The organism is Desulfatitalea tepidiphila, assembly GCF_001293685.1.
Classification (GTDB): Bacteria; Desulfobacterota; Desulfobacteria; order Desulfobacterales; family Desulfosarcinaceae; genus Desulfatitalea; species Desulfatitalea tepidiphila.
Map to the genome: position 1 here is coordinate 204262 of NZ_BCAG01000005.1, position 21839 is coordinate 226100.

Below are 21839 nucleotides of genomic sequence, written 5' to 3' on the forward strand. Positions count from 1 at the left end.
AAAAAGTCGCAATCGAAACCGACGGCACTTGAAAAGTCGGGAATTCGTTCTTCCGTCATCCCGGCCAAAGCCGGGATCCCGTATTTACAACAGGTACTGGATGCCGGATCGAGACCGGCATGACGTTTTTTCTACTTATTTCAGGTGCATCGAACATTAAAGGATCCCAGGGAGGCCCATGCCATGAAAGCCGCCGTGATGCGAGGCATCAAAGATATCCGCACCGAAACCGTACCCGACCCGGTCCTCGAACCCCATGGGGTGATCATCAAGGTCAAGGCCTGCGGGATCTGCGGCTCGGATCTGCATATATACAAGCGCGACGAGCAGGGGACTATTTTCGGGCACGAATTCAGCGGAGAGGTGGTGTCGGTGGGGGACCAGGTTAAGGGCATCGCGCCGGGCATGCGGGTGACCGCCGTGGGGTTCAGGCCTTGCGGCAAATGCTTCTGGTGCAGCCAGGGCAAGGGCCACCGCTGCTCGAACATGGCCCTGCTGGGCTACCAGTTTCCCGGAGCCATGGCCGAGTATGTGCACATCCCTTTTGCAGCGCTGGGACGAACGGTTTTTCCGCTGCCCGAGGAGCTGAGCTATGAAGAGGCGGCTTCGGTGGAACCCCTGTCGATCTCCTATTTCTCGGTCAACCGGGCCCAGCCCAAGCCGGATGAGAGCGTCGCCGTGTTGGGGCTCGGGGTGATCGGCCTGTATGCCGTCCAGGTGCTGAAGAGTTTCGGGGTAACCAGGATTCTGGCCAGCGGCCGGAGAGCGGCACGTCTGCGGGCGGCCACCGAATGCGGGGCCGACGTGGTGATCGATGCCGCATCCCAGGACCCCACGGCCGCTGTGATGGACGCCACGGCCAACATGGGCGTCAATACGGTGGTGGAATGCGCCGGCCAGCAGGACACCTTCGACCAGGCGGTGGCCATGGCCCGCGGCGGCGGCAAAATCCTGCTGGTGGGCATTTACGAACAGCCCCTGACATGGGACCCGCTGCCGGCGATCTCCAAGAACCTCTCCCTGATCGGCTGTCTGGGCGGGAACTTTCCGGCTTCCATCGAGCTGCTCAGGAGTGGCAAGGTCAGCGCCCGACCCCTGATCACCCATCGCTTCACCCTGGATCAGGCCGCCGAGGCGTTCCGCGCCCAACTCCAAGATCCGGGCGCCATCAAGGTTATGTTCACCATGGATTAGAAATTGAAGATTTTGAAACCACTTCGAGGCCAACGGGTTGCATACAACGCTCAGGCGAGAATGGCGCCCATGATGTGGCTTTCCACCCGTTGAATGAGTTCCTCTTTGGAAAAGTGCTTCAAGTTCCAGCTGCGCAACGGAAAAAGGGAGAGTTCGTAGGCGATCATGCCGGCCGTGAAGGCAGGATCTTCCATGGCGAACGCCTTCTTTTCCAGCCCCTTTCGTAATATGGCTTCGATTTGCCGGATGAAACCGCTCTCCCTGGCCAGGATCTCCTTGAGCAGCTTTTTGGGCAGCTGCTTGGATTCCCTGTAGAGCAGCAGCACTTCATCTTTGTAGCGGAAGGAAAAATGCATCATCTCGCGGATGACGGCCCTGAGTTGTTCCGCCGGGTCCTCCAGCGCCATGATGGCCTTGTTTTCAAAGACACTGCTTTCCGGCCGGTGAATCATCTCGAAGACCCGGAAGAGAATCTCCTCCTTGCTTTCGATGAAATAGTACAAATTGCTCAAATCGATGCCGGTGGCCTTGGAGATTTCCCGCATGGAGGTCTGGGCATACCCCTTTTTCGCGAAAAGCTTTGCAGCTTTCTTGATGATCTGGGTGCGCCGTTTTTGAAATACGCTGCTTTTTTCGGCCGAGGTTGGTCCGCCGTCGATTTCTTTCTTTGTCCTCATTAGGGCCACTTCCTTGGTTTATTCGATAAAAGAATTCGCATGGCAACGGAGATGGTAGGCGTGGGTGGGGCAGGTGGCCAGGGCCACGTGAGCCTGCGGTCGTAGTGCCGGTTGAATGCAAACGGCGGATAAGCGGCCCAGACTGTTTGAGCGCAGCGAGTTTCTGGGCCGCCCGCCGTGCATTTTACCGGCACTTGACCGCTTGGCGTGTGGCATCGGCCACCTGTCCCACCCACGCCGGGTTAAAAGGATCATGTTCAGCTGGAATCACTGTAAATCCCTCAAGGTTATTGACACACCCCGGGTAGTTGTATAACAACGCACGTTGTAAATGTCTACAAACGAATTTAGCCCCGAACAACTCATGGGGCGGGAGAAAACCATATGAAAACACTCGAACATCTGTTGACGCCGATCCGGATCAAATCATTGGAGATCGCCAATCGGGTCGTGATGCCCCCCATGGGGACCGGGCTGGGAAACGAGGACGGCACGGTGAGCGAGGCCAATCTGGCCTATTTGCGGCGCCGCGCCCGCAGCGGGGCAGGGCTTTACATCACCGAGATCACCGAGATCGACCCGGCCGGCGCGGTGGCCCCCGCCTGCCTGGGGATCTGGGACGACAAGTTCATTCCAGGGTTGCGGAAAATGGCGGACATTGTCCATGCGGCCGGAAGTAAAATTGCCATGCAGCTGCACCACTGCGGCCGCGAGAGCCTCTACCAGACGCGCAAGAGGACGGCGGTGGCCCCTTCGGCGGTGGGGAGTTTTCTGTTTGGTTTTATCGCCCCGCCGCGCGAAATGACACCGGAGGAGATCCAGCAGACCATCCGCGCCTTTGGCGAGGGCGCCCGCCGGGCCAAGGCGGCGGGTTTCGACGCGGTGGAGCTGCACGGGGCCCACGGGTATCTGCTCATGCAGTTTCTCTCCGCATTTTCCAACCAGCGCACCGATGAATACGGCGGGGACTTCCGCGGCCGGGCCCGCTTCATGCTCGAATGCCTGGCGGAGGTGCGGCGGCAGGTGGGCGACGATTTCCCCATCTCCATCCGCATCTCAGGCGAAGAGGGCATCCAGGGAGGGTACACCATCGACGACATGCTGACCATCGTTCCGGACCTGGTGACGGCCGGCGCCGATCTGATCCATGTCTCGTTCGGCACCCACGGCAATGCGAAAATCTACACCGATACGCCCAATCCCAGCGCGCCCATCGAGTACGCGCCGGGATTCAAGACCGACCTGGCCCGCAAGATCAAGGCGGTGGCCAGCGTGCCGGTCATTACCGTGGGCCGCTACACCGATCCCTATGTCATGGACGAGGTGATCGCCCGGGGCGATGCCGACTTCGTGGCCGTTGGCCGCCAGCACCTGGCCGATCCCGACTTTTTGATCAACGCCCGCGAAGGCCGGTCTGAAGAGACCTTCGAATGTCTGGCCTGCAACCAGGGGTGCATCGAACGCGAGGCGCTCGAAGGCCAGCCGGTGCGCTGCGCCATCAACGTCGAAACCGGGCAGGAACTGATCTATCCGACCCAACCCGCGCAAACGCCCCGCAACGTCTGGGTGATCGGCGCCGGACCGGCCGGCCTGACCGCCGCCGACGAAGCCGCCCGTCTGGGACACAAGGTGACCCTCTTCGAAAAGGAAGAGCAGATCGGGGGGCAGATCCGGTACGCGGAAAAGGCGCCCCACAAGGCCGCCTACGGCAAGTGGATCCGCACCCTGGCGGCGCGCGCCGTCAAGAGGGGTGTGGATTTGCACACCGGCACGGAAGTGACCGAGGCGATGATCGACCAGAACGATCCGGAAGTCGTGATCCTGGCGATCGGCGCCGACAAGGCCGAATGCCCGGCACCGGGGACGACCATGTCGGTGGTCTGCGACGCCTGGCAGATCCTCAACGGCGAGGTGCCGCCCAGGGAAGATGCGGTGGTCATCGGCGGCGGTCTGGTGGGCATGGAAACGGCCGATTTTCTCTGTCAGCAGGGCATCCGCCATGTGACCCTCGTGGAAATGCTGGCCAAGCCGCCGGTGCGCCCGATTTCCGCCCATGGCACCATGCTGCACCGGCGTCTGGCCGCAGCCGGCGCCCGCTTGATGTTCGATACCCGGGTGGAGCGGATCGAGGAGGGGGCGGTCATCGTCTCCACTGCCGGGGTCGAAAAGCGGCTGGCGCCCGTGGGCCAGGTGATCGTGGCCGTTGGGGTGACGCCCCGTCAGGAACTCAAGCAGATCCTGGAGCGCAAAGGCGTCCGTCATGTCGTGGTCGGCGACGCCAAGCACCCGCGGCGAATCATCGAAGCCACCACCGAAGGCGCCCAGGCCGCCTGGGAGATTTGAGGTGAAAGCCTCGGCTTAATCGTGCTTTAGATTCGCTCTATGGATAATAAAGGAGGAGGTTGAAGTGATCACACTGGACATGACGGGCAAGGTGACGCTGATCACCGGCGCCGGCGGCGGCATCGGCGGCGGCATCGCCAATGTGTTCGCCCAGGCGGGCGCCAAGGTGTATACGGCCGATCTCGAACGCGAAGTCGCACAGGCCAAGGCGGATCAGCTGCAGAAAGAGGGCCTTCTCGCGGAGGCGGTCGAACTGGATGTCACCCGGAAGGCGCAGATCGACGCGCTGGTGGAGCGGATCGTCAAAACCGACGGAAAAATCGATCACCTGATCAACTGTGCCGGCATCATGATCAGCAAGCCGTACATGGAAACCACCGACGACGAGTTCCGCCAAATACTGGAGGTGAACCTCATCAGCGTGCACAACTGCTGCCAGGCGGTCCTCACCCAGATGATTCCCCGCCGGGAAGGCAAAATCGTGAATATCCTATCGGCCTCCTCGAGAATGGGCAGCGACTTCTACTCGCACTACTCGTCGTCGAAATTCGGGCTCATGGGGCTGACCCAGAGCATCGGACTGGCGGCCGCTCGCCACAATATCAACGTCAACGGCATCTGCCCGGGCATCGTTGTCACCCAGTTGGGCGAAAAGCAGGGCGGCGGCCTGGTCCAGCAGATGGCCAGGTATTCCGGCAAGCCCGAAGAGCTGTTGCAGGAAAACATTCGAAAGTCCATTCCCCTGCGACGGTTTCAGAGCGGCGAGGATATCGGCTACACAGCGCTTTTCCTCTGTTCCGATCTGGCGGCCAACATCACCTGCCAGGCCATCAATGTCTGCGGCGGCATGCGTATGAATTAGCGTCTATCCACAGATGGCAAAGCCCATTGACGCTTTGGCCGATATCGCTGATAGGCGGCATTCAACTCCGTTTGCCGAACACCAGGTTGAGGTGCGCTCCCAGGTCTTTCCACCCATAACGAATGTAGACCGGATAGCCTGATTGGCTGGGTCGGTTCACCTGCAGTTCGTAGCACCCTTTTGAGCGCGCCTCTTCGATGGCGGCCTGGATGAGTTTTCCGCCGATGCCCTTGCCGCGCCCTCTCTGGTCCACGATGAACTCTTCGATACAGGCGTAAGGTCCGGCGCAGCGGATGGCGATCGGATAGGAGAGCGTGACCACCCCCAGGAGTGTCCCCTCCTCGTCGGCCACGAAAACAGAGCCAATGGCCGGGTTGTCGACGATGCGGCGAAAGGTTTGCGCACCGGTCCGCCAGTCGTAATCATTGCCCTCCACCGGAAACTGCTCCAGCAGGGAAAGCAGTTGATCCTCGTCCTGGATGGTCGCCCTGCGAATCCGCATGATCCACCTCGTTTCTTTCGAACGAACATGCAATTTTCCATTGCCTGACCTGTAAATTGTCGCGCAACCGTCATCCCGGCGAACGCCGGCATCCAGACCGGCATCCAAAATCGATCGGGCATTCTGGACCCCGGCTTTCGCCGGGGTGACGGGCATGACAACACAGGGGCGGCAGTGAGATCGAATTCCGGACATACTGGGCGGGCATCACATTCGGAACTCGAGGACCCGCCGAGTGGCACGAACGGCACTACCCGCCGAAGCCCGCCTCCGGGATCTCCACGATCGCCTTGCTGCCGGCGCGGATGGCGTCCATGCGGCCGAGGGTGACCGGCAGCACGGCCTCGATGAAGTAGCGGGCCGATTGGATCTGGCCGGCGTAGAAGGCGGCGTTCTTGTTCTTCTCGATGAATTCCCTGCGCTCCGCTTCAGAAGTGTTGCCGACCAGCTTGTCGAGGGCCGGCTGGGCCACGGCGGCGCGCCAGAGCAGCATCCAGCCCATGATCACATCGCCCATGGCATCGAGAAACGGCGAAGCAAAAGAGAAGGCCACCTTGAAATCGGCGGACATGGCGGTCTTGCCGATCTGCATGGCGGTTTCGGCCAGCCGGTTGACGGCGGTTTCCAGCTTGCCGGCCAGTTCGGTCAGGCCGGGCGTCTCCTTGGCCCGGTTGATGATGCTGCCGATTTCACCCAACAGGGCCATGAAGACCGCGCCTTTTTTCATGCCCAGTTTGCGGCCGAGCAGGTCCATGGCCTGAATGCCGTTGGTGCCTTCGTAGATGGAGTTGATCTTGGCGTCGCGCATCAGCCGCTCGACCGGATAGTCGCGGGTATAGCCATAGCCGCCGTAGACCTGCACCGCCTGCACCGTGCACTCGAAGCCCCGGTCCGTGCAGTAGGCCTTGATGACCGGCGTGAGCAGGCTGATGATATCCTCGTAATTCTCCTTCTCTTCCTCGGTGGCCGCACACGCCTGCTTGTCGAACAACTCGGCCACATAGTAGACAAAGCTGCGCAGCCCCTCGGTGTAGGCCTTCATGCCCATGAGCATGCGGCGCACGTCCGGATGGCGGATGATGGGCACGGACGGCGCCTCCTTCTGGAGCATATCGGCCAGGTCGCGTCCCTGGACCCGCTCCCGGGCGTAGTTGAGGGCATATAGATAGGCGCAGGAGGCGTTGCACAGGCCCAGGGCGCCGACGCCCAGGCGGGCCTCGTTCATCATGTGGAACATGACCCGCATGCCTTTGTTCTCCTCGCCGAGCAGGACGCCGCGGCACTTGCCCTTGCCGCCGAAGGCCAGTTGGCAGGTCGGGCTGGCGTGCAGGCCCAGCTTCTCTTCGATGCCGGTGCAGACCACATCGTTGGGTTCGCCGAGGGTCCCGTCGTCGTTCACCCAGATCTTGGGCACGATGAACAGGGAGATGCCCCGGGTGCCGGCCGGCGCGCCTTCGATGCGGGCCAGCACCGGATGGATGATGTTTTCGGTGACGTTGTGCTCCCCGCAGGTGATGAAGATCTTGTTGCCGGTAATGGAATAGGTGCCGTCATCGTTTTTCACCGCAGATGTGGTCAGGGCGCCCACGTCCGAACCGGCCTCGGCCTCGGTAAGCACCATGGTACCGGCCCAGCGGCCCGAATACATGTTGCGCAGGTACAGCTGCTTCTGCTTTTCGGTGCCGAAGATTTCGATCATCTTGGCCGCGCCATGGGTGGCGAAACCGAAGGCCGAGAACGCGAAGTCGGCCCCCAGCAGGTATTCCAGGGCGGCCTGGGCGACCAGCACGGGCAGTCCCTGGCCCCCGACCTCCGGGTCTTCGGACATGGAGATGTACTCCGCTTCCCGGAAGAGTTTGTAGACCCGGTGAAAGCTTTCCGGCACCTGGACCTGGTTGTTCTCGAATTTCAGGCCGATCCGATCGCCCTCCTCGTTGAGCGGCAGGATCTCTTTGATGGCGAAATTGCGCGCCTCCTTGAGCAGCAGGTCGAACATCTTGCGGTTCTGACCCTTGAATTTGGCTGTCTTTTCGAAATGCTCCGCCCCGAGTTGCTCGTAAAGGACAAAATCGACATCCCGTTTGTCCGCGATAAGCTGTGCCATGATGGTTGCTCCTTGAATTCCAATGTCGTTAACCCGGTCAGATGACCCCCTGCCGGGTGAAGGTTTCGATCTGGTCCTGGGTGTAGCCGAATTCCGCGAGCACCCGGCGGGTGCTCTCTCCGAACGAGACGGCCGGGCTGCGGATCGATCCCGGCGTGACGCTGAGCTTGACCGGCACGCCCAGGGTGGTTTCGGTCGTGCCGTCGGGCCGGGGCACCGCCACCACCATCTCCCGTTGCCGAAACAGGGGCGATGCCAGGGCCTCGTCCATGGTGCGCACCCCGCTCACGCACAACTCCAGCCGCCCCAATGCGTCGTCCCAGGCGGCCATGGACTTTTGCGAAAATTTGACCCGGAAGGCCGCGATGATCTCTTCCCGCCGCCGCTCGTCGTACTGCAGGTCGGCGTACTGCGTTAGATCCAGGGCCGCGCACAGCCCGCGCCAGAAGCGGTTTTCCAGGGCGCCCACGGCCATGTATCGCCCGTCCGCGGTTTCGTATGTGTTGTAGCAGGCATAGCGATGGGACAGCATGTTGTCGCCCCGCAACGGCGCCTGGCCGGTCAGGGCCTGCCAGTACTGGGCCACGGGCAGGAAGGCGAGCATGCCGTCGGCCATGGAGATGTCGATGTACTGGCCCTGGCCGGAGCGTTGGCGGGCAAATAGAGCCAGCAGAATGCCGATGGCCGCGTTGAGGCCGCCGCCGGCGATGTCGGCCATCTGGACGCCGGGGATCACGGGCGGCTCGCCGGGACGGCCGATGAGATCCAGCACGCCCGCGTCGCCGAGGTAGTTGACGTCGTGGCCCACCCGGTCACGGGCCGGACCGCTCTGGCCGTATCCGGTGATCGAACAGTAGACGATGTCGGGCTTGACCGCGCGCACGCTGTCGTAATCCACGCCCAGGCGCCGCACGACACCGGGACGGAAGCCTTCGATCATCACGTCCGTCTCTCGAACCATGCGAAAAAAAATCTCCCGGCCGGCATCGCTCTTCAGGTCCAGGCTCATGTGCGCCTTGTTGCGCTGCACCGTGGGCAGAAAAAGCCCGTCGGCCGCATATTGCTTCTTATCCTCGATGGCGATCACCCGGGCGCCGTGATCGGCCAGGATCATGGAGCAGTAGGGGCCGGGCAGCAGCCGGGAGAGGTCCAGGACCGTGATTCCGGACAGGGCGCCCTGAGCGTTTGTGGTGTTCGTTTCCGTCATATCCGTCATAGCCCCATGAATTTGGCGGCGATGCCCTTCATGATTTCGTTGGTGCCGGCAAAGATCGACATCACCCGGGTGTCTCGGAAGGCGCGCACCATGGGGCAGGCTTCCAGCGCCGCATCTTCGCCGATCAGCTCCAGGGAGCGGGCGGCCAGGCGATGGGCCATGTCCGTGGTCCAGTACTTGGCCATGGAGACCTCGACCACGATGTTCTTTTTTTCCATGTGGTCGGCGATCAGCTTGTCCAGGAACGTACGCCCGATGCGCGCCTCGGTGCTCATCTCCACCAGGGCGAACTGCGCGGCCTGGGAGCGCGCCAGGGGTTTGCCGTCCTCCAGGGTTCGTTTGCAGTGGTCGATGGTGTATTCGACGATGCGTTCGGCGGCCGCCACCGCACCCATGGCACAGGTCAGACGCTCCTGCTGGAGCTTGTCCATGAGCAGGAAAAACCCGCTGCCGGCCTGGCCGAGACGGTTTTCCACGGGGATGCGGCAGTCGGTGAAGAAGAGCTCGGCCGTGTCCTGGCTGTGCCAGCCCATCTTCTCCAGGCGGTTGCCGCGTTTGAAGCCGGGTATGCCGTCCTCGACCACGTAGAGCGAGACGGCCTGGTGCCGGTTCTCGATGGCCGGGTCCACGGCGGCCACGATCACCAGGTCGCAGTGGATGCCGTTGGAGATGAAGGTCTTGGCGCCGTTGATCGCCACCCAGCCGTCCCGCTCGACGCCCGTGGTCTCCATGGCCGCCAGATCGCTGCCTGCGGCCGGTTCGCTCATGGCCACGGCCGTGACGATGTCGCCGGACACGCAGCCGGGCAAATACTTGCGCTTGAGCGCCTCGGATCCGAACGACTCGATGTAGGGCACCACCACGTCGCTGTGCAGGGGCGCGGCCAGGCCTGTCTGGGCCGTACGCGACATCTCCTCGGTCACGATGAGCGAGTAGATGAAGTCGCCGCCCAACCCGCCATATTCCGGGGATACGCCCGGGCAGAGGAAGCCGGCGCGCCCCATTTTACGCCACATCTCCCTGGGCACGTCGTGATCGGCCTCCCACTGGTCCACGCAGGGGATGATCTCGGTTTCGCAGAAGGCGCGCAGCCGGCGGCGAAAATCGTGGTGGGCGTCGGTGAATTTTAGAATGTCCATTTGACCGTCTTGGACCGCCTGAAGGCGGCGAATTTGGATTAAAAGTGTAAAGTTTGAAGTGTTAAGTTTAAAGTGAAGGTAGGAAACAAGTCCTATCGATAGCATTCCTAAACTTTCACACTTTCCACTTTCATACTTTTTTGCTTTCTTCTTTTCCTGTCTTTCGCCCAATCGTCGCTTCCGCGATTTTGTTCTTCATCGCCCCCGGCCCCCCCAACATCAGCTGCAGGGCTTTGGCATCCCGGTAGAAGCGCTCGACCTCGGACTCCCGCATGTACCCGTAGCCGCCGTAGAGCTGGACGGCTTGGTCGGCCACCGCCACCGCGGCGCGGTCCGCGACGAGCTTGGCCACTGCGGCCAGGGTGCCGGATTTGCCCGCGTCGTGTCGCCGGGCGGCCTGCCGGACGATGGCCCGGGCGCTCTCCACCTGGGCCGCCATGTCGGCGATGTTGTGACGGATGATCTCGAAGGCGCCGATCTTGCGCCCGAAGGCCGCACGCTCCTTGACGTAGGCCTGGGCGCGATCCAGGGCGCCAGCGGCGATGCCAGTGGCCGCGGCGGAGAGCAGCACGGCCGCGTCGTCGTTGAAGTGGGTCAGGAGGGCCGCGCCTTGGCCGCTCCGCCCCACGATATGGTCGACCGGCGCGCGCACGTCGGAGAAGCGCACCTGGGCGCTGCCGGTCATGTTGGCGCCCAAGCGGCGCCCCTGGTCCTCGAGCGTGAGGCCGGCGCTGTTGCGCTCCACCGCGATCATGCTGCGCTGGTCGTCGTCGGTGCGGCACAGGACGATGAACAGGTCGGCATGGGCGGCATTGAGCACGTGGGCCTTGAGGCCGTTTATGATCCAGGCGTCACCTTCCCTGCGGGCCGTTGTCTGCAGGGAAGAGAAGCCGGAGCCGACGCCCGGCTCGCTGAAAGCGGCGGCGGTGCGCAGGCGGGCCTGGGCCACGGCCGGCAGATATCTGGCCTTGAGCGCCTCGCCGCCCGAGCGCCACAGGCATTCGGCACCGAAACCGGCCAGCAGCAACGCACAGCCCGTGGTAGACTCCTGGCGGCAGAAGGCCTCGGTCACGAGGGCCGCCTCGAAAAATCCAAGCCCGCCGCCGCCATACGTTTCCGGCAGATGCAGCCCTATAAAGCCCAGCTCGCCGGCCTTGGCCCATATCTTTGCGGGAAAAATGCCGTCGCGCTCAAGTTCCAGGGCCTGGTCGCGGTCGAACTCGCCCTTGGCGAAATCACGGGCCGCCTTCAGGATCTCCTGCTGGGAGCGATCGAGGTCGGTCATTGCAACTACTCCTTCGGGCGCCCGTCGAAACGAGGCGCCCGGTTCCCCTATTTGCCGATGATGGCGATACTGCAGATGTTCTGGAATGGGAAACCGCCCAGGTTGTGGGTCAAACCATAGCGCGGGTCAGGGAGCTGGCGCTCGCCGGCCCGGCCGTGGAGCTGAAGGTACATCTCGTAGAGCATGCGCAGGCCCGATGCGCCGATGGGGTGGCCGAAGCACTTGAGCCCGCCGTCCACCTGGCAGGGCACCTTGCCGTCGATGTCGTAGAAGCCGTCAAGCACGTCGCGCCAGGCCTGGCCGCGTTCGGAGATGTGCAAATCCTCCATGGTGACCAGTTCGGTGACGGAGAAGCAGTCGTGCACCTCCATCATGCTGATCTGGGTCTTGGGATCGTCGATGCCGGCCTCCTGGTACGCCCTGGTGCTGCAGTGCGAGGTGGTGACGAAGTGGTCGCCGTCCCAGTTGTTGAAGGCCATCTCCTCGCCGCTGCTCAAAGCCACCTGAAGGGCCTTGACGCGCACCGCGTCCCGCTTGCCCATCTGCCGGGCGATCTCCGGCGTGGTGACGATGGCGCAGGCCGCGCCGTCGCTCACGCCGCAGCAGTCGAACAGGCCCAGGGGATGGGCGATGATCGGGGCGTTGAGCACCTGTTCGAGGCTGACACGCTTGCGCAGGTGGGCCTTGGGGTTGAGGGCGCCGTTGGCATGGCTCTTGACCGAGACGTGCCCGATGGCGCGCTTCAGGTCCTGGTCACCCACGCGGTACTTGGCCCGGTAGGCGCTGGCCAGTTGGGCGAAGGATCCCGGGGCCGTGAGGTTGGGCCACCACTGCCACTGCAGGGTGCCGGCCCCGGAACCGGGGTTGGGCAGTCCGCCGTAACCGGTGTCCTTGAGCTTTTCCACCCCCAGGGCCAGGGCGATGTCGTAGGCCCCCGAGGCCACGGCGTAGCAGGCTCCGCGGAACGCCTCGGTGCCCGTGGCGCAGTAGTTCTCCACGCGGGTCACCGGAATCATGGGCAGCCTCAGGGTGGTGGACAGGGGCATGCCGGTCTTGCCCACGTTGATCTCTTCCAGGCAGGTGCCCAACCAGGCGGCCTCGATCTGCCGTTTTTCGATGCCGGCGTCGGCCAGCGCCTCTTCGAAGGCCTCGACCATCAGCTCCTCGGCGCCAACGTCCCAGCGCTCGCCGAAACGTGTACAGCCCATGCCGATGATGGCCACTTTATCTTTGATGCCGGTTGCCATGGCGAATCCTCCTCTATCCGATTTTAAAGAGCTTCTCGATCAGCTGGGACTTCATCACGTCGCCCTCGATCTTGAGCTTGCCCGAGGTGAAGGCCTGCATGGGCGGCAGGCGGCCGCCGATCATGGCGCCGAAATCCCCGGCGGCCATCTTGAGCGTGCAGGTGGGCTTGTCGTGACGGCCGCGCGCCACGCTGCAGGTCTGGTCGCGGATGGTGCACGACCACTCGCCCCCGCCGCTGCCGGAGATGAGGAACTGGAAGACCACGTCCACGCCTTTGGCGGCCTCGGCCTTGAAGGTCCCGGCCAGGCCGTCGAAGATGGCCTGCACGTCGACGCCGCCTGCCGCCGCGGCGGGTTTGGCCTCGGAACCTGCCGCGGCCGGAGAGGGTTTCTGGACCGGGGTCATCAGGTCCACGGTGGCGGCATTGAGGTCGACCAGCTCCTTGGCACCGCGCAGGTCGTTGATGCGCTCCCAATGGTCGGCGATGTCCTCCACGGTGGGCACCGTGTCGTCGCCGCCGAGCTGCACCGGCGGCCCGGTCATCACGGCCGCGCGGCTGAAGTAACCCATGCCGGCATTGAAAATGGCACCGCTGCAGTCGCACGCCTCGCTGCACAGGTAGAGGGCCATGGGTACCACGTACTCGGGTTGGGCCCGCTCGAAGAGCTCCGGCGGCATGACATCCTCGGTCAATCGCGATGCGGCCAGGGGCGCGATGGTGTTGACTTTGATGTTGTACTTCTGTCCTTCGAGTTTGAGGCTGTTCATCAGGCCCACTAGGGCCATCTTGGCGGCAGCGTAGTTGGTCTGGCCGAAGTTGCCGTAGAGTCCCGCGGCCGAGGTGGTCAGCAGGATGCGGCCGAAGCCGCCGTCGCGCATGGCGGCCATGGCCGGCCGGGTGACGTGGTAAGCGCCGTGCAGGTGCACGTCCAGCACGGCACGCCAGTTTTCGGGTTCCATCTTGATCAGGCTCTTGTCGCGCAGGATGCCGGCGTTGTTGATCAGGATATCCAGACGGCCGAAGGCCTCCAAGGCGGCGCGCACGATCCGCTCTCCGCCTTCGGGCGTGGCCACGTTGTCATAGTTGGCCACCGCCTCGCCGCCGGCGGTACGGATCGCTTCGACGACCTGGTCGGCCGGCGTGCTGCTGCCTGCTCCCGATCCGTCCCGGGCCCCGCCCAGGTCGTTGACCACCACCTTGGCGCCCCGCCGGGCCAGTTCCAATGCATAGGCGCGCCCCAGGCCCGCGCCCGCGCCGGTGACGACGGCCACCCGGCCGGCTAACGAGATGCGCTTCATCTCTTCGGCCGCGCCCGGCGCCGGGGTCGCCTTCCAGAAGTAGTTGACGAAGCCGCGCTGCTCGTCCTCGGTGCGCTTGCGGAAAACCATCTGCACGGGCAGGCCCACCTGCAGCTCCTCGAAGTCGCAGTCGGTGAAGTCGGCCATCAGGCGGCCGCCGTCGTCGAACTGCACCATGCCGTACTTGTGGGGCGGATCCACGGAGACGGCCAGCAGGTCGCCGGTAAAGGTCTTGATGCGCGCCGGCCGGTCGGCGAACTCATAGTCGTCCTGCGTGTGGTGAGCCCCGCACTCGGGATTCACGCAGATGTCCATCCGGGGGAACTGGGGCGTGCCGCACTGGCGGCAGATGCCGCCCACCAGGCCGAGGAGCATCTTGCGCTTGCGCCACAGGGCGGTCATGGCGGTCTGGGTGGGAGCCTCGGCGCGAATGCCCATTTCGGGTTGAATCAGGTTCCGGAACTTGAGCCACCGGGTATAGTTGCCGGTCGTCTTCTTGCGGGCCAGGTGGCCGCTCACCGCGATGCGCGGCGGCAGGTCGGCGATGGCGTCGGTCACCTCGAAGCAGAGGGCGTTGCACCCCTGGCCGAAGCCGGCCACCACGATGCGCTCGCCCGGGCGCGCCGTCTCCAGGGTGCGCACCAGCATGAGCAGGCTGTGGGCCGTGCCGGTCTCGCCGCACACGGCGTGCATGTTGTCGGCCACCTTCTCGGGCGCGGCGCCGAGCTTTTTGGCGATGTTGCGATGCTCGGCCTGGAAGACGCAGGGAAAGACCAGGTGGTCCACGTCTGCCATGGTGAGCCCCAGCTTTTGGAGCAGGCCGCCGACCGCCTCGGGAATGATCTTGCCGTAGCCTTCGTCCCGGGCCCAACGCTCCTCCCAGGTGTAGTCGAAGTGCCGGCCGGCCGCGCGGTAATGTTCCACGAAGTCATAGGAAACCGTATAGCTGCCCTTGAATTCGGCGATGACATCGCGATCGCCCACCATGAGGGCCGCGGCGCCGTCGCCGCACCACATCTCGTAAAAGGAGGCCGGCCGCGTCTCGCGCCGGTCGGCGGCGGCCACCAGGATGGGGTTGCGCGCCCCGCCCTGTGCCGTCTCCAGGGCCGTGAGGAGGGCCGTGGTGCCGGCCTTCAACGAGGCAGTAAAATCCGAGGCCAGTATGGCGTCGGGCAGGTTCAGGGCCGTGGCCACGATTCCTGCGTTCTGGCGGTCGTCGAACGGCAGAGTGGTGGAAGCCAGGAAAAGCCCCTGCACCTGCCGCTTGTCCAGGCCGGTGAGACAGTCCCGGGCCGCGGCCACGGCCATGGTGACCGAGTCCTCGTCCCAGTTGCACATGGCGCGTTCGCCGTCGGCCACCATCATGAGGGCCGGGGCGAACCAGCCCATGGCCTGGAAGATGGCCGTGCGCTCGAGCCGCAGTTTGGGAATATAGGCGCCGTAGGAGGTGATACCGATCATGGGATGCTCCTTGGGAGTGAAGTGTAACGTGTTAAGTTTAAAGTGTTAAGTGAAGGAATCGGGTCGATTTCGATGTGTCTCTCCTTCAACCCTCACTCTTCAAACATTCCATCGTATCCACCAGCTGCTCGGCCAGTTGGCCGTATTCCTTGCCCGCTTCCAACGAGGCCAGGGCCTCCATGGCGTCGCGAACCGATTCGATGGTGGGGATGCGTCCCTCTTTCACCGGGACCACCCCCGGTCCGGTAAGGATGGCCGCCCGGTTGTAGAAGCCCAGGCCGGCATTGTAGATGCTGCCGGTCACCGGGCATTGCTCGCTGCAGAGAAACAGGGCCATGGGCACGGCGTACTCGGGTTTCATTTTGGCGAAGAGGTCGGGCGGCAGAATGTCTTCGGTGAGCCGCGAAGCGGCCAGGGGGGCGATGGTGTTGACCTTGATGTTGTACTTCTCGCCTTCGAGCTTCATGGCGTTCATCAGGCCCACCAGCCCCATCTTGGCGGCCGAGTAGTTGGTCTGGCCGAAGTTGCCGTACAGGCCGGCGGCCGATGTGGTCATCAGGATGCGGCCGTAACGGTTTTCCCGCATGGCTGCAAAAGCCGGCCGGCTCACGTGGTAGGCGCCGTTGAGGTGCACGTCGAGCACCGCGTGCCAGTTCTCCGGTTCCATCTTGGCGAAGCTCTTGTCGCGCAGGATGCCGGCGTTGTTGATCAGGATGTCCAGCTTGCCGAAGGCATCCAGGGCGGTCTGGACGATCCGCTCGCCGCCCTCGGGGGTGGCCACCGAGTCATAACTGGCCACGGCCTCGCCCCCCAACGCGCGGATCTCCGCCACCACCTGGTCGGCCGGCGTACTGCTGCCCGCACCGGATCCGTCCCGGGCTCCGCCCAGGTCGTTGACCACCACCTTGGCGCCCCGCCGGGCCAGCTCCAGGGCATAGGCCCGGCCCAGACCCGCGCCCGCGCCGGTGACGATGGCCACGTGGCCGTCGAAGCGGATGCGGTGGGCGGGAAGATCGCCGTATTCGAAGACGCCGTGATCGATGACCGTATCGCCGGTCCGGGCATTGACCACGCGCCACAGGGCGCGGCCCTCTTCTTCCTTCCAGATCAGGGTCTTGATGGACACGCCGGGGTAAAGCGGCTTGCTGAAACGGCAGGCCATGCGGCGCGCCTTTTCCGGTTCGCCGGGAATCAGGGTGTCGCACAGCGCCCGGCAGGCATAGCCGTGCGTGCACAGGCCGTGCATGATCGGCTTTTCGAAGCCGGCCATCCTGGCAAACTCGGGGTCCACGTGCAGGTGGAACAGGTCGCCGGAGAGGCGGTAGAGCAAGGGTTGACTGTCGGCCGGATGGGCCTCCACCACGGCATCGGGTTCCCGAACGGGAAATTCGAGCTCCCGCCTGGGGGCGTTATCGCCGCCGAACCCGCCGTCGAGGCGGCCGAACACCGTGCAGACGCTGGTGAAGAGCTTCTTGCCGTTGGCGTGGTACGTATCACTTTCGCCGATGACCAGGGCGCCCTTGCCCTCCCCCTTGTCGTAGATGTGGGTGATGCGCCCCTCGGTAGTCATCTCGCCTTCGATGGGAATGGGGTTGTGGAAAATCAGCTCCTGCTCGCCGTGCAGCACGCCGGCCAGGTTGACATTGGCCTTGAGGCCGATCTGGGCCAGGATGTCGAAGATGGTGGCGATGGAAAAGCTGGGGATCACTTTGAGCCCCTTTTCATAGCAGTAGTGCAGATCGTCCGGACCGGCGCCCACCCCCAGGGCGTAGAGCACCACGTCTTTCCAGGTGTAGCTTTTGGTCAGGGGACCGAGCTTCTCTCCGACCGCATCGAGATTGAGTGCCATGAAAATTCTCCTTTGCGAACCGTCGTTTCTTAACGGGGTTGTTCAGACTACCTTTACCTTCCTACTTTCAGACTTTCATACTTTCCTGCTTCTTTAACCCTTTTGGGTAAACGCGGGGATGAGAATGAACTTCAAGGTCTCCTTGACCACTTGGACATAGGTCTGCGGATCGACCCGCAGCAGGGGCCGGAAGAAACTTTCGCCGGCCGCAAAATTGATCACCGAATTCCACACCGCCAGCACTCTGGCGTTGGCCTGGGGCGGCACCTGGGACTTGTCCACGGCCAACCCCATGGCCACGGCGATGTTGGCCAGATGGCGCGTCAGGCGGACATCGATGTCCGAGGTGAGCCGGTTTTTGGAAAAATAGCTGAAGAGCATCAGGTTGGCCGATTCGGGGTTGCCGAAGAGGTGATCGCACATGACGTCGATGGCCACTTGGAGGCGCACGGCCAGGGGCTTGCCGTGCACCAGCGCCTCGATCTCCACCAGCTTGGCGCGGATCTCGTCGCTCAGATCGGTCAGCACCGCTTCGTACAACTCCTGTTTTTCACCCCAATGGTAGTGGAGGGTGGAGATGTCGATGCCCACCTCCTTGGCGATCATGCGCGTGGTCACCCCGTGAAAACCATATTCGCCGAACAGCTTGCGTGCGGCCGAGAGGATCCGGGCTTTCATCGAATCGGGCGCCTGGCGCGCCTTCTCAAGAGCGGTGGGCATGATCGAACAGCCTTTCCATGACTTTTAAAAATCCATCAAGGTTGCGGCGGACACATTGTGGGTATGCCCAGCATTTGATTCCATCTTTTGATGGACAAATCTAAGCAACAATCTGAAGAGGTGTCAAGCAATAAATTTTGTTCATTTACACTTTTTTTAAATCTTGCCGCTACTAAGGTGGGCGCAGTCGCGGGCGGGCATAAAGCCCACCCCTACAGCCTCGTCTATCGCAATGGCCTGGCTTTCTGCTCAGTGAATTATCCTGTTGCATCTTCTGTACGGATTGCGGTTTAATGGACGCATCATCGACCCGTTGAATTTCGAACCCGACCGTTGAGCCCCAAAGGAGATGATCCATGACACCCGCCGTTCTTTTTGCCGCCACGCTTCTGCTCGCCCTGCTCCTCTGGGCCGAAAAGTACGACAGTACGACCTGGAAACTCGGCTCCAAGCCTTTGATATCGGCGCTTTTCATCCTCGCAGCATCTCTTCAGGCCTGGCCGCACCCCTCCCTGGCCCATTGGGTGCTGGCCGGATTGATCTTCAGCTGGATCGGGGACGTGTGCCTTATTTTTTCGTCCCGTAAGCTGTTCCTGGCCGGGCTGGTGGCATTTCTGCTCGGGCATGTCTGTTACGCGGCGGGATTTTACGCCCATGGCGTATTCAATTCATGGATGGTGGCGGGATGGGTGGTGCTGCTGGTCGCCGGGGTGTTGGTCTTCAGGTGGCTGCAACCCCACCTGGGAAGCATGACCGGTCCGGTGATCGGCTACATTGTGGTGATATCGGTCATGGTTGGCGGGGCACTGGCCGTTTACGCCCATGCCCAATGGCCCCAAAACCCAAGATGCATGATGTTAACCGGCGCGATCCTGTTCTATCTCTCGGACATCATGGTGGCCCGCGACCAGTTCGTCGTCTCGGCATTCGTCAACCGACTGGTGGGACTGCCGCTCTACTACGCCGCCCAATTCCTCTTCGCATTTGCCATCGGCCGGCTGTAGGTCCGCCACCTAAAATCGACACGCAACCTTTACTTTACACTTCAAACTTTACACTTTAAACTTCATCTTTGAAACTCCTCCGCACAGCGGGAGCTAATGCATCACCGCCCCCCCATCCACGTTGATGGCCTGCCCGGTGATGTTTTTCGCCTTTTCAGAAGCCAAAAACGCCACCAGGGCGGCGATATCCTCGGCGGTTTGGGGACGGCCCAGAGGCACCATGGACTTGACCCGCGCATCGAAGATCTGCTCCGGCGTCTTGTCGGCCATCAGCACGAAATTTTCGCGCATGGCCTCGGCGAGCCCTTCCCAGCCCGGCGTCCAGACATAGCCGGGACAGACGCAGTTGACGGTGATATTGTAACGGGCAAGTTCCTTGGCCAGCACCTGCATCAGTCCGATGACCCCGAATTTGCCGGCGCAGTAAGGACCGATGAGGGATTCGCCCATCTTTCCCGAGATCGAAGAAATACTGATGATGCGCCCCTGCCGGGTCTTGATCATCTCCCGGGACGCGGCGCGCGAGCATAGAAAAGCGCTGCGCAGGGTGATATCGATGGTGCGGTCCCAGTCGGAGGCGGAGAGCTTGACCACCGGCTCCGGTCCGCCCGAGCCACCGCCCACGTTATTGACGAGAATGTCGATGCGGCCGAAGACTTCCAGGCACTTTTCGATCATCCCGGCCACCTGGGCTTCGTCGGTGGCGTCCACCGCAATGGCCAGAGCCTCGCCGCCGCCCTCCTCGATTTCGGCGGCCACCTCTCCGGCAGCCTGCGGGTTGACGTCCGCCGCCACGATGACGGCACCCTCCTCTGCCAACTGCAGGGCGATACCCCGCCCAATGCCATTGCCCGCGCCGGTCACGATCGCGATCTTCCCTTCCAGCATCAAATCCATCTTCTTATCCTTTTCTGCCTAATACCCGTAAGTCAAATCCACCACATTCATCATCTCCCCCTGCCCCCTGACGTAAGCCTTGAGATTGTGATCGATGATCTCCATGGCGCGATCCATGTAATGGGGCGTCATGCCGCACACATGGGGCGAGATGATCACGTTGTCCAACGCCCAGAGCGGACTGTCGTCCGGGAGGGGTTCGGTCTCGTAGACATCGCTCATCATGGCGCGGATCTTCTTCTGCTGCAGGGCGGCAATCAGATCGGTTTCGTTGACGGTCTGTCCGCGTCCCATGTTGATAAAGCAGGCCGTGGGTTTCATGAGATCGAACGAACGGCGATCGATCAACTTCTCCGTATCCGGCGTCCAGGGCAGCAGATTGACGATGTAGTCGCTCCGTTCGAACACCCGCCCCATCTCTTCCTGTCCGTAGACCTCGTCCACGTCCGCCATGGGCGCCGCAGTCCGACGCACGCCGATGACGCGCATGCCCATTGCCGCGGCCTTGCGGGCCAGCTCGGCGCCGATGGCGCCGAGGCCGATGATCCCCAGGGTGGCGCCGTGGATCTCTCCGGCCGGCAAGCTGCGGTCCCATCGCTTCTGCAGCTGGTTGCGGACCATGACATGGAACCCCCTGGCCAGGGCGATCATGGCGCCGATGGCGAATTCGGCCATGTTGATCGTGCTGATGCCGCGGCCGTTGGTGAGCAGGAGCCCACGGCGCCGGATCTCCGCCAGGTCCATGTAATCTACGCCCGCGCTGATGGCCTGGATCCATTTCAGCTCAGGGGCGGCATCGAGCATTTTTCGGCTGCAGCGGAAGAAGGTGAGCAGAATCCGGGTCTGCGGGAGATAGTCGAACGTCTCCTTCTGTTCGGTGGCCTGGACGAATGTCAATTCCGGAAAGTCTTTCTTGAGCCGCGCCACGTGGGGCGCGGGCAGATCGAAGGCGATCAGAACCCTGGTCATGGTGTCCATTTCTTTCCCTCTTTAGGCCGGTATCCGGCAGAATTTATCTCGATACGCCCTGGGCGACAATCCCATCTCCCGCTTAAACAGTCTTCTGAAGGTGCTGCTGTCTTCATATCCGATGCGATAGGTGATTTCATTGACGCTCTCCTGGGTGGTTTCCAGCTTCTCCTTGGCCGCTTCGAGGCGCACGTTCTGCAGGTAGACCAGAGGGGTGGCGCCGGTGGCTTTTCTGAACCGCCGTTTGAAGTGGCGCGGACTGATGCCCACCTGTTGGGCCATGGCATCGATGGAGATATTTTGGGCGTAATTGGCTTCCATCCATTGTTGTGCGGCGAGCACCTTTTCGTCGCCGTGATCTTTTCGTGACCTGAAGATCACGTAGGGCGCCTGGCTCTCCCGGTTGGGGTCGACCAGAAAGGCCTTGGCGCACACGGTGGCGAGCGCCTTGCCGCCGAACCGCTCGATGAGGTACAGGGCGAGGTTGAAAATGGCCGTGGAGGCGCCGGCGCAAATCAGTCCGTCGTCCTCGGTCATGATCCGGTCGGTTTTGAGATCTACATCCGGATAGCGGCGCTGGAACATGCGGGCGAACTGCCAGTTGGTCGTGGCCGCGCGGCCGTGCAGCAGACCGGTTTCGGCCAGGAGAAAGGTGCCGGTGCAGGTGGTTGCGATAGGTGTGCCCTGCCGGTGGCGGTCCAACAGCCAGTCGATGACGGCGTCGATCCCCGGGGCCGCGAGATGGCCCATTTCGCAAAAAGCCGGCAGAAAAATCATGTCCATGGCGCCGCTGTCGGCCATGGCCCGGTCGGGCTGGATATGGATGTTGCCGCTGGCCCGCACGCAGCCGCCGTCCACACTCACGATCTGGGTTGCGAACAGGGGGGACGTAGCAGTGACGTCCAGGGCACGGTGCCACAGGTTGGCAATGCTGAAGGCATCGATCAGGTTGTTGATACTCGAAAACAGGCACCCATCGATGGCCACGAACGTCATTGTTTTCATGAACGCCTCTGCCTGCAAGGCCCGTCGGGCCCTCGGCCATCATGTCCCTATTGGAACGTTTTTTG

Annotated in this window: 17 protein-coding genes; 4 read left to right on the plus strand and 13 right to left on the minus strand. The window is 62.7% G+C overall.

Annotated features, from left to right (window positions below):
* The first annotated feature begins 183 nt into the window (after nt 1-183).
* Nucleotides 184-1194, plus strand: a complete 1011-nt coding sequence (locus DFT_RS18710; protein ID WP_054032796.1) for a zinc-dependent alcohol dehydrogenase — start codon at nt 184-186, stop codon at nt 1192-1194.
* A gap of 50 nt (nt 1195-1244) precedes the next feature.
* Here DFT_RS18710 and DFT_RS18715 read toward each other — a convergent pair whose 3' ends face one another.
* Nucleotides 1245-1871, minus strand: a complete 627-nt coding sequence (locus DFT_RS18715) for a TetR/AcrR family transcriptional regulator (protein WP_054032797.1) — start codon at nt 1869-1871, stop codon at nt 1245-1247.
* Between the two features lie 384 nt (nt 1872-2255).
* On the opposite strand from DFT_RS18715, the gene DFT_RS18720 reads away from it, so the two are divergent.
* Entirely contained in the window at nt 2256-4214 is a 1959-nt protein-coding gene (locus DFT_RS18720; protein ID WP_054032798.1) for an oxidoreductase, read from the plus strand.
* Between the two features lie 64 nt (nt 4215-4278).
* A complete protein-coding gene (locus tag DFT_RS18725) occupies nt 4279-5076 on the plus strand; it encodes an SDR family NAD(P)-dependent oxidoreductase (protein WP_054032799.1) in 798 nt (265 codons plus the stop codon).
* A gap of 61 nt (nt 5077-5137) precedes the next feature.
* Here the strand turns inward: DFT_RS18725 and DFT_RS18730 are convergent, their stop codons facing one another.
* The 9 genes from DFT_RS18730 to DFT_RS18770 form a co-directional block, all read right to left on the minus strand.
* Nucleotides 5138-5578: a GNAT family N-acetyltransferase gene (locus tag DFT_RS18730; RefSeq protein WP_161807203.1), complete on the minus strand. Its 441-nt coding sequence runs from the start codon at nt 5576-5578 to the stop codon at nt 5138-5140.
* A gap of 250 nt (nt 5579-5828) precedes the next feature.
* Nucleotides 5829-7682: an acyl-CoA dehydrogenase gene (locus tag DFT_RS18735; RefSeq protein WP_054032801.1), complete on the minus strand. Its 1854-nt coding sequence runs from the start codon at nt 7680-7682 to the stop codon at nt 5829-5831.
* A gap of 37 nt (nt 7683-7719) precedes the next feature.
* A complete protein-coding gene (locus DFT_RS18740; RefSeq protein ID WP_054032999.1) occupies nt 7720-8889 on the minus strand; it encodes a CaiB/BaiF CoA transferase family protein in 1170 nt (389 codons plus the stop codon).
* Between the two features lie 5 nt (nt 8890-8894).
* Nucleotides 8895-10037, minus strand: a complete 1143-nt coding sequence (locus DFT_RS18745; protein WP_054032802.1) for an acyl-CoA dehydrogenase family protein — start codon at nt 10035-10037, stop codon at nt 8895-8897.
* A 130-nt stretch (nt 10038-10167) separates the two neighbouring features.
* Complete coding sequence (locus DFT_RS18750) at nt 10168-11322, minus strand: acyl-CoA dehydrogenase family protein (protein ID WP_054032803.1); 1155 nt, start codon at nt 11320-11322, stop codon at nt 10168-10170.
* A gap of 47 nt (nt 11323-11369) precedes the next feature.
* Nucleotides 11370-12569, minus strand: coding sequence for an acetyl-CoA acetyltransferase (locus tag DFT_RS18755; protein ID WP_054032804.1), 1200 nt, complete (start codon nt 12567-12569; stop codon nt 11370-11372).
* 13 nt (nt 12570-12582) lie between these two features.
* Nucleotides 12583-15330 (minus strand): SDR family NAD(P)-dependent oxidoreductase, encoded by a 2748-nt coding sequence (locus tag DFT_RS18760; RefSeq protein WP_054032805.1) that lies wholly within the window; start codon nt 15328-15330, stop codon nt 12583-12585.
* Between the two features lie 85 nt (nt 15331-15415).
* Nucleotides 15416-17179: an SDR family NAD(P)-dependent oxidoreductase gene (locus DFT_RS25575; protein WP_083453638.1), complete on the minus strand. Its 1764-nt coding sequence runs from the start codon at nt 17177-17179 to the stop codon at nt 15416-15418.
* A gap of 93 nt (nt 17180-17272) precedes the next feature.
* On the minus strand, nt 17273-17899 hold the full coding sequence (locus tag DFT_RS18770) for a TetR/AcrR family transcriptional regulator (protein ID WP_235506276.1): 627 nt from the start codon (nt 17897-17899) through the stop codon (nt 17273-17275).
* 356 nt (nt 17900-18255) lie between these two features.
* On the opposite strand from DFT_RS18770, the gene DFT_RS18775 reads away from it, so the two are divergent.
* Nucleotides 18256-18903 carry a lysoplasmalogenase gene (locus DFT_RS18775; RefSeq protein WP_054032806.1) on the plus strand — a complete coding sequence of 216 codons (648 nt, stop codon included), beginning with the start codon at nt 18256-18258 and terminating at the stop codon, nt 18901-18903.
* Between the two features lie 93 nt (nt 18904-18996).
* Here DFT_RS18775 and DFT_RS18780 read toward each other — a convergent pair whose 3' ends face one another.
* From DFT_RS18780 to DFT_RS18790, 3 genes are read right to left on the minus strand one after another with little or no spacing between them, the layout of a single operon-like run.
* Nucleotides 18997-19800, minus strand: coding sequence for an SDR family NAD(P)-dependent oxidoreductase (locus DFT_RS18780; protein ID WP_054032807.1), 804 nt, complete (start codon nt 19798-19800; stop codon nt 18997-18999).
* Between the two features lie 18 nt (nt 19801-19818).
* A complete protein-coding gene (locus tag DFT_RS18785) occupies nt 19819-20778 on the minus strand; it encodes a D-2-hydroxyacid dehydrogenase (RefSeq protein WP_054032808.1) in 960 nt (319 codons plus the stop codon).
* Nucleotides 20779-20790: 12 nt separating this feature from the next.
* Nucleotides 20791-21774, minus strand: a complete 984-nt coding sequence (locus DFT_RS18790; RefSeq protein ID WP_054032809.1) for a GlxA family transcriptional regulator — start codon at nt 21772-21774, stop codon at nt 20791-20793.
* Nucleotides 21775-21839 lie beyond the last annotated feature (65 nt).